The organism is Aeromonas sp. FDAARGOS 1415 (assembly GCF_019048365.1).
In the GTDB taxonomy this organism is placed as follows: Bacteria; Pseudomonadota; Gammaproteobacteria; order Enterobacterales; family Aeromonadaceae; genus Aeromonas; species Aeromonas taiwanensis.
Genome location: NZ_CP077363.1, coordinates 602,975 through 617,738, shown reverse-complemented (window position 1 = coordinate 617,738; position 14,764 = coordinate 602,975). Strand labels below are relative to the sequence as shown.

14 protein-coding genes and 14 tRNA genes are annotated in these 14,764 nt (G+C 58.3%); 27 read left to right on the top strand and 1 reads right to left on the bottom strand.

The window, feature by feature from the left end; all coding sequences use genetic code 11:
* Window positions 1–3 precede the first annotated feature (3 nt).
* The 27 genes from ruvB (at window position 4) to nadA (ending at window position 13,732) form a co-directional block, all read left to right on the top strand.
* Window positions 4–1,014 (top strand): Holliday junction branch migration DNA helicase RuvB, encoded by a 1,011-nt coding sequence (gene ruvB / locus I6L45_RS02945; protein ID WP_043757924.1) that lies wholly within the window; start codon window positions 4–6, stop codon window positions 1,012–1,014.
* A gap of 938 nt (window positions 1,015–1,952) precedes the next feature.
* The gene (gene cydA, locus I6L45_RS02940; RefSeq protein WP_043155723.1) at window positions 1,953–3,509 is read left to right on the top strand and encodes a cytochrome ubiquinol oxidase subunit I; all 1,557 of its coding nucleotides are present in this window, start codon (window positions 1,953–1,955) and stop codon (window positions 3,507–3,509) included.
* Window positions 3,510–3,521: 12 nt separating this feature from the next.
* Complete coding sequence (gene cydB / locus I6L45_RS02935) at window positions 3,522–4,658, top strand: cytochrome d ubiquinol oxidase subunit II (RefSeq protein ID WP_043155722.1); 1,137 nt, start codon at window positions 3,522–3,524, stop codon at window positions 4,656–4,658.
* Window positions 4,659–4,673: 15 nt separating this feature from the next.
* Window positions 4,674–4,790 carry a cytochrome bd-I oxidase subunit CydX gene (gene cydX, locus I6L45_RS02930; RefSeq protein ID WP_005331536.1) on the top strand — a complete coding sequence of 39 codons (117 nt, stop codon included), beginning with the start codon at window positions 4,674–4,676 and terminating at the stop codon, window positions 4,788–4,790.
* Window positions 4,777–5,088, top strand: coding sequence for a cyd operon YbgE family protein (locus tag I6L45_RS02925; protein ID WP_254204365.1), 312 nt, complete (start codon window positions 4,777–4,779; stop codon window positions 5,086–5,088). Before cydX ends, I6L45_RS02925 begins: the two co-directional genes overlap by 14 nt.
* A 241-nt stretch (window positions 5,089–5,329) precedes the next feature.
* Window positions 5,330–5,737: a tol-pal system-associated acyl-CoA thioesterase gene (gene ybgC, locus I6L45_RS02920; protein ID WP_043155718.1), complete on the top strand. Its 408-nt coding sequence runs from the start codon at window positions 5,330–5,332 to the stop codon at window positions 5,735–5,737.
* Complete coding sequence (gene tolQ / locus I6L45_RS02915) at window positions 5,727–6,413, top strand: protein TolQ (RefSeq protein ID WP_043155716.1); 687 nt, start codon at window positions 5,727–5,729, stop codon at window positions 6,411–6,413. The genes ybgC and tolQ overlap by 11 nt, the downstream gene beginning before the upstream one ends.
* Window positions 6,413–6,859, top strand: a complete 447-nt coding sequence (gene tolR / locus I6L45_RS02910) for a protein TolR (RefSeq protein ID WP_043155715.1) — start codon at window positions 6,413–6,415, stop codon at window positions 6,857–6,859. Before tolQ ends, tolR begins: the two co-directional genes overlap by 1 nt.
* Window positions 6,860–6,864: 5 nt before the next feature.
* Entirely contained in the window at window positions 6,865–7,998 is a 1,134-nt protein-coding gene (tolA, locus tag I6L45_RS02905; RefSeq protein WP_043155714.1) for a cell envelope integrity protein TolA, read from the top strand.
* Window positions 7,999–8,090: 92 nt separating this feature from the next.
* Window positions 8,091–9,416 (top strand): Tol-Pal system beta propeller repeat protein TolB, encoded by a 1,326-nt coding sequence (gene tolB, locus I6L45_RS02900; protein WP_043757930.1) that lies wholly within the window; start codon window positions 8,091–8,093, stop codon window positions 9,414–9,416.
* Window positions 9,417–9,466: 50 nt separating this feature from the next.
* Entirely contained in the window at window positions 9,467–9,991 is a 525-nt protein-coding gene (pal, locus tag I6L45_RS02895; protein WP_043155712.1) for a peptidoglycan-associated lipoprotein Pal, read from the top strand.
* Between the two features lie 12 nt (window positions 9,992–10,003).
* Window positions 10,004–10,807: a tol-pal system protein YbgF gene (gene ybgF / locus I6L45_RS02890; protein WP_167576901.1), complete on the top strand. Its 804-nt coding sequence runs from the start codon at window positions 10,004–10,006 to the stop codon at window positions 10,805–10,807.
* Window positions 10,808–10,981: 174 nt separating this feature from the next.
* Window positions 10,982–11,057: transfer RNA gene (locus tag I6L45_RS02885), tRNA-Lys, on the top strand.
* Between the two features lie 31 nt (window positions 11,058–11,088).
* Window positions 11,089–11,164, top strand: a tRNA-Val gene (locus I6L45_RS02880).
* Between the two features lie 47 nt (window positions 11,165–11,211).
* Window positions 11,212–11,287, top strand: a tRNA-Lys gene (locus I6L45_RS02875).
* Between the two features lie 22 nt (window positions 11,288–11,309).
* Window positions 11,310–11,385, top strand: a tRNA-Val gene (locus I6L45_RS02870).
* A gap of 22 nt (window positions 11,386–11,407) precedes the next feature.
* A tRNA-Lys gene (locus I6L45_RS02865) sits at window positions 11,408–11,483 on the top strand.
* A gap of 16 nt (window positions 11,484–11,499) precedes the next feature.
* Window positions 11,500–11,575, top strand: a tRNA-Val gene (locus tag I6L45_RS02860).
* 21 nt (window positions 11,576–11,596) lie between these two features.
* Window positions 11,597–11,672: transfer RNA gene (locus I6L45_RS02855), tRNA-Lys, on the top strand.
* Between the two features lie 17 nt (window positions 11,673–11,689).
* Window positions 11,690–11,765: transfer RNA gene (locus I6L45_RS02850), tRNA-Val, on the top strand.
* Between the two features lie 22 nt (window positions 11,766–11,787).
* A tRNA-Lys gene (locus I6L45_RS02845) sits at window positions 11,788–11,863 on the top strand.
* Window positions 11,864–11,879: 16 nt separating this feature from the next.
* A tRNA-Val gene (locus I6L45_RS02840) sits at window positions 11,880–11,955 on the top strand.
* Between the two features lie 21 nt (window positions 11,956–11,976).
* Window positions 11,977–12,052, top strand: a tRNA-Lys gene (locus I6L45_RS02835).
* Between the two features lie 16 nt (window positions 12,053–12,068).
* A tRNA-Val gene (locus I6L45_RS02830) sits at window positions 12,069–12,144 on the top strand.
* A gap of 22 nt (window positions 12,145–12,166) precedes the next feature.
* Window positions 12,167–12,242, top strand: a tRNA-Lys gene (locus tag I6L45_RS02825).
* Between the two features lie 16 nt (window positions 12,243–12,258).
* A tRNA-Val gene (locus I6L45_RS02820) sits at window positions 12,259–12,334 on the top strand.
* 324 nt (window positions 12,335–12,658) lie between these two features.
* Complete coding sequence (gene nadA, locus I6L45_RS02815) at window positions 12,659–13,732, top strand: quinolinate synthase NadA (RefSeq protein WP_043764280.1); 1,074 nt, start codon at window positions 12,659–12,661, stop codon at window positions 13,730–13,732.
* 71 nt (window positions 13,733–13,803) lie between these two features.
* Here nadA and I6L45_RS02810 read toward each other — a convergent pair whose 3' ends face one another.
* A complete protein-coding gene (locus I6L45_RS02810) occupies window positions 13,804–14,670 on the bottom strand; it encodes a D-hexose-6-phosphate mutarotase (protein WP_216983405.1) in 867 nt (288 codons plus the stop codon).
* Between the last annotated feature and the right edge of the window lie 94 nt (window positions 14,671–14,764).

Below are 14,764 nucleotides of genomic sequence, written 5' to 3'. Positions count from 1 at the left end.
CCCATGATTGAAGCGGATCGCCTCATCTCGGCGGGCGCCGCCCGTGAGGACGAGATCATCGACAGGGCCATCCGGCCCCGGAAGCTGGCGGATTACACCGGGCAGGATCACGTCTGCGACCAGATGGAGATCTTCATCGAGGCGGCCCGCCAGCGGGGGGAAGCGCTCGACCACCTGCTGATCTTCGGGCCACCCGGGCTCGGCAAGACCACGCTGGCGAACATCGTCGCCAACGAGATGGGGGTCAACATCAAGACCACCTCGGGCCCGGTGCTGGAGAAGGCCGGCGATCTCGCGGCCCTGCTCACCAACCTGGAGCCGAACGATGTGCTCTTCATCGACGAGATCCACCGCCTGAGCCCGGTGGTGGAAGAGGTGCTCTACCCAGCGATGGAGGATTACCAGCTCGACATCATGATAGGGGAGGGCCCCGCCGCCCGTTCCATCAAGCTCGACCTGCCCCCCTTCACCCTGATTGGGGCCACCACCCGGGCCGGCTCCCTCACCAGCCCGCTGCGGGATCGTTTCGGCATCGTCCAGCGCCTGGAGTTCTACAACGTCAAGGACCTCACCGACATCGTCTCCCGCAGTGCCCGCTGCCTCGGCCTGGACATGTCGAGTGACGGTGCGCTGGAGGTGGCGCGCCGCTCCCGGGGGACACCGCGAATTGCTAACCGTTTGTTAAGACGGGTGCGGGATTTCGCTCAGGTGAAATCCGATGGCCGGATTGATGGACCCATTGCGGCTCGTGCCATGGACATGCTGGACGTGGACAATGAAGGCTTCGACTTCATGGACCGCAAGCTATTGTTGGCCGTCATCGACAAGTTTATGGGGGGGCCGGTGGGCCTCGACAACCTGGCCGCCGCCATTGGCGAGGAGAAGGACACCATCGAGGACGTGCTGGAGCCTTATCTGATCCAGCAGGGCTATCTGCAACGTACACCCAGAGGGCGGATCGCAACCCAGCGTGCCTATGCGCACTTCGGCCTGGAACGACCGGCAGAGCCGTAATGGCAGTGAGATGAACAAAAAACCGCCCTCGAGGCGGTTTTTTGTTATGCGGGCAAAAAAAAGCCCACGGCGGATGCGGTGGGCAAAGACAATTCAGGATGGATGTTCACAGACAGTGAGTGCGTCTGCAGACCGGTCGGGAAAAAACAAAGGAGCCGTCGCGAGGCCTCAGAGTCGGTTCATTTGATAGAGTTGAACGAAAGAAAGCTTGTAGTAACGGATGGTCTTGGCAACAAACTTTTTCATCATTAATCCCAACAAACAGGTTCGAAATGTTCATCGAATACGTACCGGGAACCCGGAATGACCGGCCTGTATCCAGAGGTATGCCCTCACTGCGAGGCGCATTGTAGGAGCTCTTTCGGAGTGGGACAAACAAGAAAATCTATGGGCTTTGGATTAGATAAAGTAATGGTTTGTCGGGCGGGGGCAAGTCGCATAAACATGTGTTTTTGCTGGTTTTAAATTGGTTTTATGCGGCGTGCTGTCAATTTTTAAATAGTGGAATAATGAGAGTGTTGTTTATGACGGTTTTTATTTGTTTAACAGAATTTAAACTATTTTGGTGAGCCATAAAATTGATTTAAATCAATTGTTTATGTCTTGGTGTTTTTTGTGATGAAGCTCCCACAATTATTGAAAACGGACCGGAAAGTTGCCCCGAAAAAGCATGTATTGGCGGTGGTTTTACATTGATTTCAATCAAATAAAGGTGATATAAAACAGCGATCATTATAGGCGGGAATAGAACCATAGTTATTGTTTACCAGATGTTAAACATTAGCTTTTTTTGTTCTTGTATATTGCCTTGTTGTTAATGTGGTGGCAGTCGAATCCGGTCAGTCCGCCGAGGGGTGGCCGACCATTCGGGGACTTCCAATGGAAGCTTTGTCCTTAAAACTTAAAATAGCCGTGCCAATAATCGGTGAGGAAACATCATGATTGCTGAGCATGTGGTAGACCTATCGCGGTTCCAATTTGCTGCGACGGCCCTTTATCACTTCCTGTTTGTACCCTTGACGCTGGGGATGGCCTTCCTCCTGGCGATCATGGAGTCTGTCTATGTGATGACCAACAACACAGTGTACCGGGACATGACCAAGTTCTGGGGCAAGTTGTTCGGTATCAACTTTGCCCTCGGGGTCACCACCGGCCTCACCATGGAGTTTCAGTTCGGTACCAACTGGGCCTACTACTCCCACTATGTCGGCGACATCTTCGGGGCCCCGCTGGCCATCGAAGGCTTGATGGCCTTCTTCCTGGAATCCACCTTCGTCGGTATGTTCTTCTTCGGTTGGGATCGCCTCAGCAAGCGCCAGCACCTGGCGGCCACCTGGCTGATGGCCCTCGGGACCAACCTCTCCGCCCTCTGGATCCTGGTCGCCAACGGCTGGATGCAGAACCCGGTGGGTGCCGAGTTCAACTTCGAATCCATGCGCATGGAGATGGTGAGCTTCGCCGATCTGGTGTTCAACCCAGTTGCCCAGGTGAAGTTCGTCCACACCGTGGCGGCAGGCTATACCACTGGCGCCATGTTCGTGCTGGGTATCTCCTCCTACTACCTGCTGAAGAATCGTGATGTGGCCTTCGCCCGTCGCTCCTTCGCCATCGCGGCCGCGTTCGGCATGGCCTCCATCCTCTCCGTGCTGGTGCTGGGTGACGAGTCCGGTTACGAGACAGGGGAAGTGCAGAAGGTGAAACTGGCGGCCATCGAGGCCGAATGGAACACCGAGCCGGCCCCGGCCTCCTTCACCCTGTTCGGCATCCCGAACCAGGAGGAGATGCGCACTGACTACGCCATCAAGATCCCCTATGCCCTCGGCATCATCGCCACCCGTTCCCTGGACGGTCAGGTGACCGGTCTCAAGGATCTCAAGAGCGAGCACGAGCTGCGCGTGCGCAACGGCATGACCGCCTACGACCTGCTGACCAAGCTGCAATCCGGTGACAAGTCCGAGGATACCCGTGCCCGCTTCGACGAAGTGAAGCAGGATCTGGGCTACGGTCTGCTGCTCAAGCGTTACACCCCGAACGTGACCGACGCCACCGACGAGCAGATCAAGGCCGCCGTGGATGACTCCATCCCGCAGGTACTGCCGCTGTTCTTCGCCTTCCGTATCATGGTCGCCTGCGGCATCCTGATGCTGGTGCTGATCGGTCTGGCCTTCTATGACAGCACCCGCCACAAGATCGGCGAGCGCAAGTGGCTGCTCAAGGCGCTGCTGTACGGCATCCCGCTGCCCTGGATCGCCATCGAGGCGGGCTGGTTTGTCGCTGAATATGGTCGTCAACCCTGGACCATCGCCGAGATGCTGCCGACTTATGTCTCCGCATCCAACATTCCTGCGTCCGAGATCTGGTTCTCTCTGATCGGGATCTTCCTGTTCTATACCGTACTGCTGATCATCGAGATGTACCTGATGTTCAAGTATGCGCGCCTGGGCCCAAGCAGCCTGAAGACGGGCAAGTACCACTTCGAACAGAGCAAGGCATAAGGAGAGTGACCCATGTTTGATTACGAAATGTTGCGTCTGGTCTGGTGGGTGCTGGTCGGCGTGCTGCTGATCGGGTTTGCCATCACCGACGGTTTCGATATGGGGGTGGGCGCCCTGCTCCCCTTCGTCGGCAAGAAGGATGTGGAGCGTCGTGTGATGCTCAACACCATGGGGCCCCACTGGGAAGGCAACCAGGTCTGGCTGGTAACCGCCGGCGGCGCCCTGTTCGCGGCCTGGCCCATGGTCTATGCGGCGGCTTTCTCCGGCTTCTACATCGCCATGATCCTGACCCTGATGGCGCTGTTCTTCCGTCCGGTCGGCTTCAAGTACCGCTCCCTGCAGGAAGACGCCAAGTGGCGCTCCAACTGGGACTGGGCTTTGTTTGCCGGTAGCGCCATTCCTCCCGTCATCTTCGGCGTGGCGTTCGGCAACCTGCTGCAGGGTGTACCGTTCAGCTTCAACCAGTTCCTGATGATGACCTATCACGGCAACTTCTTCGGCCTGCTCAATCCGTTCGGCCTGCTGGCCGGCCTGGTGAGCCTCTTCATGATCATCACCCAGGGCGCGACCTGGCTGATGATGAAGACCGAGGGTGAAGTGCTGGCCCGTTCCCGCACCGCCGCCATGATCTTCTCCCTGCTGACCCTGGTGCTGTTCGCCCTGGCCGGCGTCTGGGTGAGCGGCATGGATGGCTATGTGATTGTGGGCTCCGTCGCCACCGACGCCGTCACCAACCCGCTTCATAAAGAAGTCGTGGTGCAGTCCGGTGCCTGGATGCAGAACTACAACCTCCATCCCTGGATGATCGCCGCTCCCGTGCTGGGTCTGGTGATGTGCCTGCTGACCTCGGTAGCGGCCAAGCTGGACAAGGGCTGGGTGGCGTTCCTGTTCTCCTCCCTGGCCATTGCCGGCATCATCCTGACCGCGGGCTTCTCCATGTTCCCGTTCGTGATGCCCTCGAGCCTGGAGCCGTCCCAGAGCCTGACCATGTGGGATTCCACCGCCTCCTTCAACACCCTCAAGGTGATGACGGTAGTCGCAGTCGTCTTCGTACCGACCGTGCTGGCTTACACCATCTGGACCTACATCAAGATGTTTGGCCGGGTGAGTAACAAGCACATCGAAGACAACCAACAATCGCTCTACTAAGAAGGGGCCCTGAGTATGTGGTATTTCACCTGGATCCTGGGGCTGCTGCTGGCCTGTGCATTTGGCATCATCAATGCGCTCTGGCTGGAGCATACCGAGAACCTGGATCGTCAGATAGATGAAGACAAGTGACAGGCTCGCCCGGCTGGCCGCTCCCCTGGAGCGCCAGCCATGGCAGGGTCTGATGCTGCTGGCGGCGACCCTGTTGGCCGTCTCCATTTTGCAGGCACCGAACCTGGTCGCGGCGAACACCAGTGATCACGGTCTCTGGCTCGCTCCCTGGCTGATGTGGGCGGTCTGCTGCGGGGTCATGCACGGCCTGGGGTTCCATCCGCGCAGCCTCATCGGTCGCGTGCTGTTCTTCCCCTGGCTAGCCCTGCCGAGCCTGTTGTTCGGGCTCTGGCTGACCAGCAGCTATTACCTGCCATGAATGCAGAGGGGGAGGCCAGCGTTTCGCTGCCTCCCCCTGTTTTTCGTCCCCTCGGGGGCGGCGCTCTGAGCCCGGCTTCAGCCCGTCTGGTACGTTCGGCGGAGTCTGTTCGGGAACGGGTTATTTCCTGCCATAAAAAACGGGGGGAGATGGGATTTCCCTGTCTCCCCCTGCTTCTTTCCTATTCAGCCCTGCGCTATGATAGCCCCCCATCTGACTGTCGAATGGATCACAGATTTTTATGGGGGAAGTCTCTGAGTTTCCGGTACGTGTCTACTACGAAGACACGGACGCCGGAGGCATCGTCTACAACGCCAACTATCTCAAGTTTATGGAACGGGCCCGCACCGAGTTCCTGCGCGCCGGCGGCATCGAACAGGATGTCCTGCTGCAGGAGGGGATCGCCTTCGTAGTGAGTCGCACCGAGATCGACTTTCGCGCCGCAGCCCGCTTCAACGAACTGCTGACCGTAATGACGCAAGTGACTGAAGTGAAACGCGCCTCCATGCGTTTTTCACAGCAGATCCTGGCGGCTGATGGACGGCTGATCACCCAGGCCATGGTACAGATAGCCTGTGTCAGCCATCCGCAAATGAAACCTGTTGCTATACCTGAAAAAATCAAGGGAGTGCTGTTAAGTGCACGCTGAAATTTCGTTTATTGGCCTGTTCTGGCAAGCCAGTCTGCTGGTGAAACTGGTCATGATGACCCTGATGGGCATGTCGGTCGTCTCCTGGGCGCTGATCATCCAGCGTTCCAAGGTCATCAAGGCGGCGAATCTCTCTTCGGAACAGTTTGAAGACAGATTCTGGTCCGGTGTCGACCTCAACCGTCTCTACCAGGAGTCCTCCTCCCGTCGTGACGACATCGAAGGCATGGAAGACATCTTCTATTCCGGCTTCAAGGAGTATGCCCGCCTGCTCAAGGCCGGTGCCCGTGGCCAGGATGCGGTGATGGACGGCACCTATCGTGCCATGCGCGTCTCCCTGTCCCGCGCGGTGGACGATCTGGAGTCCAACCTGCCGGTACTGGCGACCATCGGCTCCATCAGCCCCTACATCGGCCTGTTCGGTACCGTCTGGGGGATCATGAACGCCTTTATCGCCCTGGGTCAGGTGCAGCAGGCGACCCTGCAGATGGTGGCCCCCGGCATCGCGGAGGCGCTGATCGCCACCGCCATGGGTCTGTTCGCCGCCATCCCGGCCGTCATCTTCTACAACCGCTTCACCAACAAGGTCGAACGGCTGGAAAACGCCTACGCCAACTTCATGGACGAGTTCACCACCATACTGAACCGCCAAATCGCACAGCAGGGTGAGAAGTAATGCAAACCTATCAGCGGCTCAAGCGCAAGAAGGTCGCCGAAATCAACGTGGTGCCCTATATCGACGTCATGCTGGTGCTGCTCATCATCTTCATGGCGGTGACGCCGGTGATCACGCAAGGGGTCAAGGTAGATCTGCCCCAGGCGGAGTCCGAGCAGTTGCCGGAGGATGCCAAGCCTCCCTTCATCGTCAGCGTGAACACCGAGGGGGAGTACGTCATCAAGGCCGGTGAGGCGGATGATGAGCCGGTGCCGAGCGGGACGCCCGAGGCGATGCAGCAATACATCACCGAGAAAGCCATGGGTTATCTGGCCATCAACCAGAACGCCCCCGTGGTGGTGGCCGGTGACAAGTCCGTACGCTACGAAGAGGTGATCCTGTTGATGGTGGCCCTCAAGAATGCTGGCGTGCCTCAGGTTGGTCTGATGACGGATCCGGTGAACTGACGGAGATGGATGTGAAGCGTGGTATTTCCGGTTATCTCGTCGCGTCGCTACTGCTGCATCTGATCATCGGGATCATCCTGCTGGTCGGCATCGACTTCAGCAAGCCCAAGCGCCCCGAGTCCAAGGGGCAGATCGTCAATGCGGTCATGATGGACAGCGAAATGCTGGAACAGCAGATGCAGCAAATCCAGCAGCAGAAGCAGGCACAGCCCAAGGCTGTCCAGCAGCAGAAGGAGAAGGACAAGGAAGACGCCGATCAGGCCCGGCGTGAGCTGGCTCAGGAGCAGGAGCGTCTGCGCATCGCCGAGACCAAGCGCAAGGAAGCCGAAGAGGCGACCCGCAAGGCCGAGACCGAAAAACAGAAGAAGGTCGCTGAACAGAAGCAGGCGGAAGAGAAGGCCCAGAAGGCCGAGGAAGCCCGCAAGCTCGAAGAGCAGAAGACCAAGAAGGCCGAAGCCGATCGCAAGGCGGCGGAAGAGGCCAAGGCGCTGGCGCTGAAGAAAAAGAAAGAGCTGGAGAAAAAGCAGGCCGAAGAGAAGGCCAAGGCGGAAGAAGCCAAGGCCAAGAAGGCGGAAGCCGAGAAGAAGGCCAAGGCCGAAGCGGAGAAAAAAGCGAAGGCGGAAGCCGAGAAGAAAGCCAAGGCCGAGGCCGAGAAGAAGGCCAAGGAAGAGGCGGCCAAGAAGGCAAAAGCTGACGCAGAGAAGAAGGCGAAGGCCGAGGCCGAGAAGAAGGCCAAGATAGAGGCGGAGCGCAAGCGCAAGGCGGCCGAGGAGGCCAAGTTGCAAAAAGAGATGGAAGCCATGATGGAGCAGCAATTGGCGGCGGAAGCCAATGCGCGCAGTCAGGCTGCGTCTGCTGCTGCCAAGGGTGAGGTCGACAAGTATGCGGCACTCATCAAGGCGACCGTCGAGCGTTACATGATTTTGGATCCCACCATGCGGGGCAAAACCTGTACCATTGGTGTCAAGTTGGCCAGTAGTGGTTTCGTCATCTCGGTGGACAACGGTCAGGGTGACCCGGCAGTTTGTCGTTCCGGCAAGGCGGCGGTCCTCAAGGCCAACCAGTTGCCGGTGCCGAAGGATCCGGCGGCGTTCGAGATGTTGAAGGAGTTTAACCTCAAGTTAGAACCGAACATCTAAGCATGATAAAACGGGGTCATTGACCGTGGTTGGCAGCATCTGCTGATAAAGGAATTTCACCTCTCATTTTTTTGGAACAGAGTATCTAAGCCATGATAAGAAAAGTGTTTTTTGCTTTGGTTGGCTGCCTTCTGCTAGGCCAGAGCGCTCAGGCGGCCTTGGACATCGTCATCACCGGCGGTATCGACAGTGCCCGTCCCATCGCCATCGCCCCCTTCAAGTGGGAGGGCAATGGTCAGCTGCCGCAGGACATCGCCGAGGTGGTCTCCAATGACCTGATGCGCAGCGGCAAGTTCAAGCCCCTGTCCCGCAGCCAGATGCCGCAGACCCCGAGCACCAGCGGCGAGATCAACTTCGCTCCCTGGGCCTCCCAGGGCGTCGAGGCGGTGGTGGTCGGCTCCATCGCCGCCGTGGGTGACGGCACCTACAAGATCAACTTCGAGCTGGTCGACGTGCTGAAGGGCCAACTGGCCAAGACCCAGGGCGGCGAGAGCAATGGCTACATCCTGGACAGCCGCATGGCGACCATCCCCGGTGCCCAGATGCGCCAGTTTGCCCACCGCATCTCCGACATCGTCTATGAGCGTCTGACCGGTGAGCGCGGTGCCTTCCTGACCCGCCTGGCCTATATCTCCGTCCAGCAGGGGACCCAGTTCCCGTATCAGCTGCGGATCTCCGACTACGACGGCTACAACGAGAAGACCCTGCTGCGCTCCCGCGAGCCGCTGATGTCCCCGGCCTGGTCGCCGGATGGCAGCAAGCTGGCCTACGTGAGCTTCGAGAACCAGAAGTCCGAGATCTACGTGCAGGACATCTACTCCCAGCAGCGCAGCCTGATCACCAGCTTCCGCGGTATCAACGGGGCGCCGGAGTGGTCTCCGGATGGTCGTCGTTTGGCCATCGTGTTGTCCAAAGATGGGCAGCCTGATCTCTATGTCGTTGATGTTGCTAGCAAGCAACTCACTCGAGTCACAAATAACCGCACCATCGACACCGAACCCTCCTGGATGCCGGACGGTCAAACTTTGCTGTTCACCTCTGAACGTGGTGGCAAACCTCAGATTTATAGCGTAAATTTGGCGACTGGCGTCACTCGCCGGATGACCTGGGAAGGGGATTCCAACCAGGGGGCATCCATCACGCCGGACGGCAAGTCCATGGTGATGGTGACCCGGGTTCAGGGACAATATCGCATCGCTCGCCAGGATATGGAAAATGGAGCCATGTTGGTACTGACTCAGAGTGCTCTGGATGAATCGCCAAGTGTGGCTCCCAATGGCAGCATGATCATTTATGCCACCATCTATCAGGGTCGTAAGAGTCTTGCATTGGTGTCGACCGACGGTCGCTTCAAGGCAGTGCTTCCGACCAGTAGCGGTGAAATTCGTGCACCAGCTTGGTCGCCCTTCTTGAATTGATAAAAAAATCGCTTGTTTTTTGTTTTGTTATAAAGGTTTAAGGAAATAGCATGCAACTCAATAAACTGCTCAAGGGTCTGGCCATCGCACTGCCACTGTTCACCCTGGCTGCCTGTAGCTCCTCTTCCGACTCCGACGCCGCTGGTGCCGAGTCCGGCATGACTGACGGCATGGGCGGTGTACAAACCGGCGGCGCCAACGGCATGTTGTCCCCGGAAGAGCAGATGCGTCAGAAGTTCGAAGCGCTGCAACGCGACAACGTGATCTTCTTCCCGTACGATGGTTACGACATTCAGGGTCAGTACGCCGACCTGCTGGATGCCCATGCCAGCTACCTGCGTGAGCGTCCGAGCGTCAAGGTACTGATCGAAGGCCACGCGGATGAGCGCGGCACTCCGGAATACAACATCGCACTGGGCGAGCGTCGTGCCAAGGCTGTTGCCAAGTATCTGCAAACCCTGGGTGTGCAGGCCGAGCAGCTCTCCATCGTCAGCTATGGCGAAGAGAAGCCGCTGGATCTGTCCCACACCGAGGAAGCCTTTGCCAAAAACCGCCGCGCGGTCCTGGTTTACTAAGGTTTGAACCGAATGACATTCGTGTATAAGCAAGCGGCCATTTCGATGGCCGTTTTATTTGCAGCCAGTGCCCATGCTGCCGCACCGGTCAGCGATCTGAGCGGCGACTCTGGCAGTGCCGTCGTGCTGAGCGGCAACAACGGCGCCATCGTGCCGACAGGCAGTCTGGAAGACAGGGTGGCGCTGCTGGAGCGTACGCTCAACGCCCGTCTGCGCCTGCAGGCCGAATTGCAACAACAGGTGGATTCCCTGCAAGGGGAGGTCTCCGAGCTGCGTGGTCAGCTGGAACAGCAGACCTACCAGATGGAGCAGTCGCAAGAGCGTCAGCGTCAGCTCTATCAGGAGCTCGACAAGGTGGCCAACAGCCAGCCTGCCGCTGCCCCGGCCGCACCTGCCGCCGCCGCTGCGACCCCTGCCGCTGCCGCCAACTACTCGACCAACCAGGACGAGAACCAGGCCTATGATGCAGCCGTGAACCTGGTGCTCAAGGAGAAGAACTACGACAAGGCCATTCCTGCCTTCGAAGGGTTCATCAAGCAGTTCCCGAGTTCCAGCTATGTCCCCAATGCCCATTACTGGCTCGGCCAGCTGATGTTCAACAAGGGTGACAGGACCGGTGCGGCGAGTCAGTTCTCCACCGTGGCGAACAAGTACAGCAAGTCACCCAAGCGGGCCGATGCCCTGTTGAAGCTCGGCATGCTGGCACAGCTTGACGGCAAGAAGGCGGAAGCCAAGGCGTTTTACGAGCAGGTGATCAAGGGCTACCCCAACACCTCGCCGGCCCAGTTGGCCAAGCAGAGCCTCGGCAAGCTGTAACATTGCTGCATGTCACTGTTTTCGTAACAGTCTTGTAAATACAGCCTCGCTTTGTATGCGCAGTGAACAAACAGATTGAATTTAAGATTTTTCTATTGCGCCAGGATGATAAATCCGTAATATAGGCCGCCGTCAGAGCCGCTGCAGCAGTGCAATCGGTCCTGGTCGTGGTGAGGGTCGTTAGCTCAGTCGGTAGAGCAGTTGACTTTTAATCAATTGGTCGCTGGTTCGAATCCAGCACGACCCACCATTTTCTCCATCAGGTGGAGACAGAATTCCCAGGTCGTTTAGCTCAGCTGGGAGAGCACCTCCCTTACAAGGAGGGGGTCACTGGTTCGAGCCCAGTAACGACCACCATATTTTAACGTTGCCTGCTTGGGCGGGTGGCGACAGGTTCAGGATGTGGGTCGTTAGCTCAGTCGGTAGAGCAGTTGACTCTTAATCAATTGGTCGTAGGTTCGAACCCTACACGACCCACCACTCTTGACCATACAGAATCCCAGGTCGTTTAGCTCAGCTGGGAGAGCACCTCCCTTACAAGGAGGGGGTCACTGGTTCGAGCCCAGTAACGACCACCATGTTTTAAAAAATGATTTAGATGGGTCGTTAGCTCAGTCGGTAGAGCAGTTGACTTTTAATCAATTGGTCGCTGGTTCGAATCCAGCACGACCCACCATCATTTCAGAATCCCAGGTCGTTTAGCTCAGCTGGGAGAGCACCTCCCTTACAAGGAGGGGGTCACTGGTTCGAGCCCAGTAACGACCACCATGTTTAAAAAATGATTTAGATGGGTCGTTAGCTCAGTCGGTAGAGCAGTTGACTTTTAATCAATTGGTCGCTGGTTCGAATCCAGCACGACCCACCATCATTTCAGAATTCCCAGGTCGTTTAGCTCAGCTGGGAGAGCACCTCCCTTACAAGGAGGGGGTCACTGGTTCGAGCCCAGTAACGACCACCATGTTTTAAAAAATGATTTAGATGGGTCGTTAGCTCAGTCGGTAGAGCAGTTGACTTTTAATCAATTGGTCGCTGGTTCGAATCCAGCACGACCCACCATCATTTCAGAATCCCAGGTCGTTTAGCTCAGCTGGGAGAGCACCTCCCTTACAAGGAGGGGGTCACTGGTTCGAGCCCAGTAACGACCACCATGTTTAAAAAATGATTTAGATGGGTCGTTAGCTCAGTCGGTAGAGCAGTTGACTTTTAATCAATTGGTCGCTGGTTCGAATCCAGCACGACCCACCATCATTTCAGAATCCCAGGTCGTTTAGCTCAGCTGGGAGAGCACCTCCCTTACAAGGAGGGGGTCACTGGTTCGAGCCCAGTAACGACCACCATGTTTTAAAAAATGATTTAGATGGGTCGTTAGCTCAGTCGGTAGAGCAGTTGACTTTTAATCAATTGGTCGCTGGTTCGAATCCAGCACGACCCACCATCATTTCAGAATCCCAGGTCGTTTAGCTCAGCTGGGAGAGCACCTCCCTTACAAGGAGGGGGTCACTGGTTCGAGCCCAGTAACGACCACCATCTTGAAAAGCCCGCAGCCAGCGGGCTTTTTTGTTGCTGTCTGCCAGTACCCCCACCATCGACTGACTTGCCGACGACGACGTCACTTCCCTCTCCATACCATCTGACTGCGCCATGGAGCCGTGATCCCGCAGCGAGAGAGTTCCCCTAGAGGCAGCCCGGCGTGAGCAAGCCCGGTGCCATCCGGCAATACCTTCGGGCCGGAATGAGAACAGATTGCCCATGCAGGCGTCGAGAGTGGGGTTGAGATGGATTTGCTGATGGGTTTGTGCACGGCTTCTGGTTATAATTTTGGCCTTTCCGAGCGTTGATGGAACAGTCGCAATGAGCAATGCACTGAACAATGTCCCGCCGGTAGTCGAGATGGACTACCCCTTTCCGGCCAAGCCGAAGCCCCTGACCTCAGAGCAGAAGGCGACCCTGATCGCCGAGATCAAGACGCTGCTGCAGGAGCGCCAGGCCGTGCTGGTTGCCCACTACTACACGGATCCCGAGATCCAGGCCCTGGCTGAAGCCACCGGCGGCTTCGTCGGCGACTCCCTCGAGATGGCTCGCTTCGGGCGTGACCACGCCGCCCAGACCCTGATCGTGGCCGGGGTGCGCTTCATGGGGGAGACCTCCAAGATCCTGAGCCCCCACAAGCGGGTGCTGATGCCGACCCTGGAAGCGGAGTGCTCCCTCGATCTGGGCTGTCCCATCGACCAGTTCTCCGCCTTCTGCGATGCCCACCCCGACCATATCGTGGTGGTCTATGCCAATACCTCGGCGGCGGTGAAGGCGAGAGCAGACTGGGTGGTTACTTCCAGCATCGCGCTGGAGATCGTCGAGCACCTGGACAGCCAGGGCCACAAGATCATCTGGGGACCGGACAGGCACCTTGGCGCCTATATAGAGAAGAAGACCGGGGCCGAGATGCTGCGCTGGCAGGGTCACTGCATCGTGCACGACGAGTTCAAGGCCAAGGCGCTGCGTGAGCTCAAGGCCCAGAACCCGGATGCCGCCGTGCTGGTGCACCCGGAGTCCCCGGCCTCCGTCATCGAACTGGCGGATGCGGTAGGTTCCACCAGCCAGCTCATCAAGGCCGCCAAAGAGCTGCCCCAGCAGAAGCTCATCGTGGCCACCGATCGCGGCATCTTCTACAAGATGCAGCAGGCCTGCCCGGAGAAAGAGATGGTGGAAGCGCCGACCGGCGGTGATGGCGCCACCTGCCGCAGCTGCGCCCACTGCCCCTGGATGGCGATGAATGGTCTGGTGGCGATCAAGGAAGCGCTGACCGACGGCGCCGAGCGTCACGAGATCCATGTGGATGAAGCGCTGCGCCTGAAGGCCCTGATCCCGCTGGACCGCATGCTCAACTTTGCCGCCGAGCTCAGGCTCAAGACCAGTGGCAACGCCTGATCGTCTCCGAAAACAAGGTGCAAAGAGGGCTCCCGCGGGAGCCCTCTTTTTTTATGGGATTGTCACACCCATCAGATGATGACGGTGGAGAAGCTGTGCTCCTCGTCCGGCGCCACAGTGACACCGGCCTCGTCGGAGATGGCCGCCTCGACACAGAGCATGGTGAGATAGCCATCGTCACTCATGTCGGCCATGGCGCTGGCGCCTTCCAGCCAGGGTGTCCAGACTACCACGCTGTCATGGTTGCCATTCACCACCCGGGTGGTGCGCTCGCCATCCTGTACGCTGACCATGGCGTCGGGCTGGCGATAGATGCGATCCATGGCCGCCGTCACCCTCAGGGGGCCCTGCTGACGCTCGGTCTGGCCGGTCAGCTTGTCCAGATAAGGTTCGCCCAGACCGGTCACGGCTACCGCGTCCGGCGCGCTGATCTGCAGATAGGTGTGCAGGGCTGCGTTGTAGGTGAGAGGGGCCTTGCCGGTGTTGCGGGTGGTCAGCACCAGGGAGAGCTCCTTGCCCACCAGCACGTCCAGCTCCAGTTCGAAGGCGTGGGGCCAGAGGGCGCGGCTGGCATCGCTATCGCGCAGAGACAGGTGGACGAGCGTGCCATCCCCGTGGTCGGAGACGCCATCCAGAGTCCACAGGCTGGTGCGGGCGAAGCCATGGGCGGGCTTGCCGCTGCCGACCCGGGCGGGGGAGGGGCCAAACCAGGGCCAGCAGAGGGGAATGCCACCGCGGATGGGCTTGCGGCCATCCAGTATGGCCTTGTCGCTGAGCCAGATGGAGGCGGGCTCGCCATGGCGCTGATAGCTCAGTACATGGGCGCCAAACAGGCTGATCTCGGCCCTGGCGTATTGGTTGTCGATGGTCAGCAGCGGTTGGCCATCCACACGATGGCTGAGAGTACAGTGAGCGGTCAGAGTGCGTGTCGGTGTCATAAAGAGTCCTGTGCTCGGTAGTTCGGAAGGGATGCCTGGGATTCAGAATACAAAAAAGGCGGCCAATGGCCGCCTTTTTTCACGCTACGCGATT

Excerpts from the sequence above, each read along its gene's own strand:
- tolA (WP_043155714.1), top strand. The coding sequence starts at position 6,865 with ATGGATGTGAAGCGTGGTATTTCCGGTTATCTCGTCGCGTCGCTACTG.
- pal (WP_043155712.1), top strand. The coding sequence starts at position 9,467 with ATGCAACTCAATAAACTGCTCAAGGGTCTGGCCATCGCACTGCCACTG.
- I6L45_RS02925 (WP_254204365.1), top strand. The coding sequence starts at position 4,777 with ATGAAGACAAGTGACAGGCTCGCCCGGCTGGCCGCTCCCCTGGAGCGC.
- nadA (WP_043764280.1), top strand. The coding sequence starts at position 12,659 with ATGAGCAATGCACTGAACAATGTCCCGCCGGTAGTCGAGATGGACTAC.
- I6L45_RS02810 (WP_216983405.1), bottom strand. The coding sequence starts at position 14,670 with ATGACACCGACACGCACTCTGACCGCTCACTGTACTCTCAGCCATCGT.
- cydB (WP_043155722.1), top strand. The coding sequence starts at position 3,522 with ATGTTTGATTACGAAATGTTGCGTCTGGTCTGGTGGGTGCTGGTCGGC.
- ybgC (WP_043155718.1), top strand. The coding sequence starts at position 5,330 with ATGGGGGAAGTCTCTGAGTTTCCGGTACGTGTCTACTACGAAGACACG.
- tolB (WP_043757930.1), top strand. The coding sequence starts at position 8,091 with ATGATAAGAAAAGTGTTTTTTGCTTTGGTTGGCTGCCTTCTGCTAGGC.
- ybgF (WP_167576901.1), top strand. The coding sequence starts at position 10,004 with ATGACATTCGTGTATAAGCAAGCGGCCATTTCGATGGCCGTTTTATTT.
- ruvB (WP_043757924.1), top strand. The coding sequence starts at position 4 with ATGATTGAAGCGGATCGCCTCATCTCGGCGGGCGCCGCCCGTGAGGAC.
- cydX (WP_005331536.1), top strand. The coding sequence starts at position 4,674 with ATGTGGTATTTCACCTGGATCCTGGGGCTGCTGCTGGCCTGTGCATTT.
- cydA (WP_043155723.1), top strand. The coding sequence starts at position 1,953 with ATGATTGCTGAGCATGTGGTAGACCTATCGCGGTTCCAATTTGCTGCG.
- tolR (WP_043155715.1), top strand. The coding sequence starts at position 6,413 with ATGCAAACCTATCAGCGGCTCAAGCGCAAGAAGGTCGCCGAAATCAAC.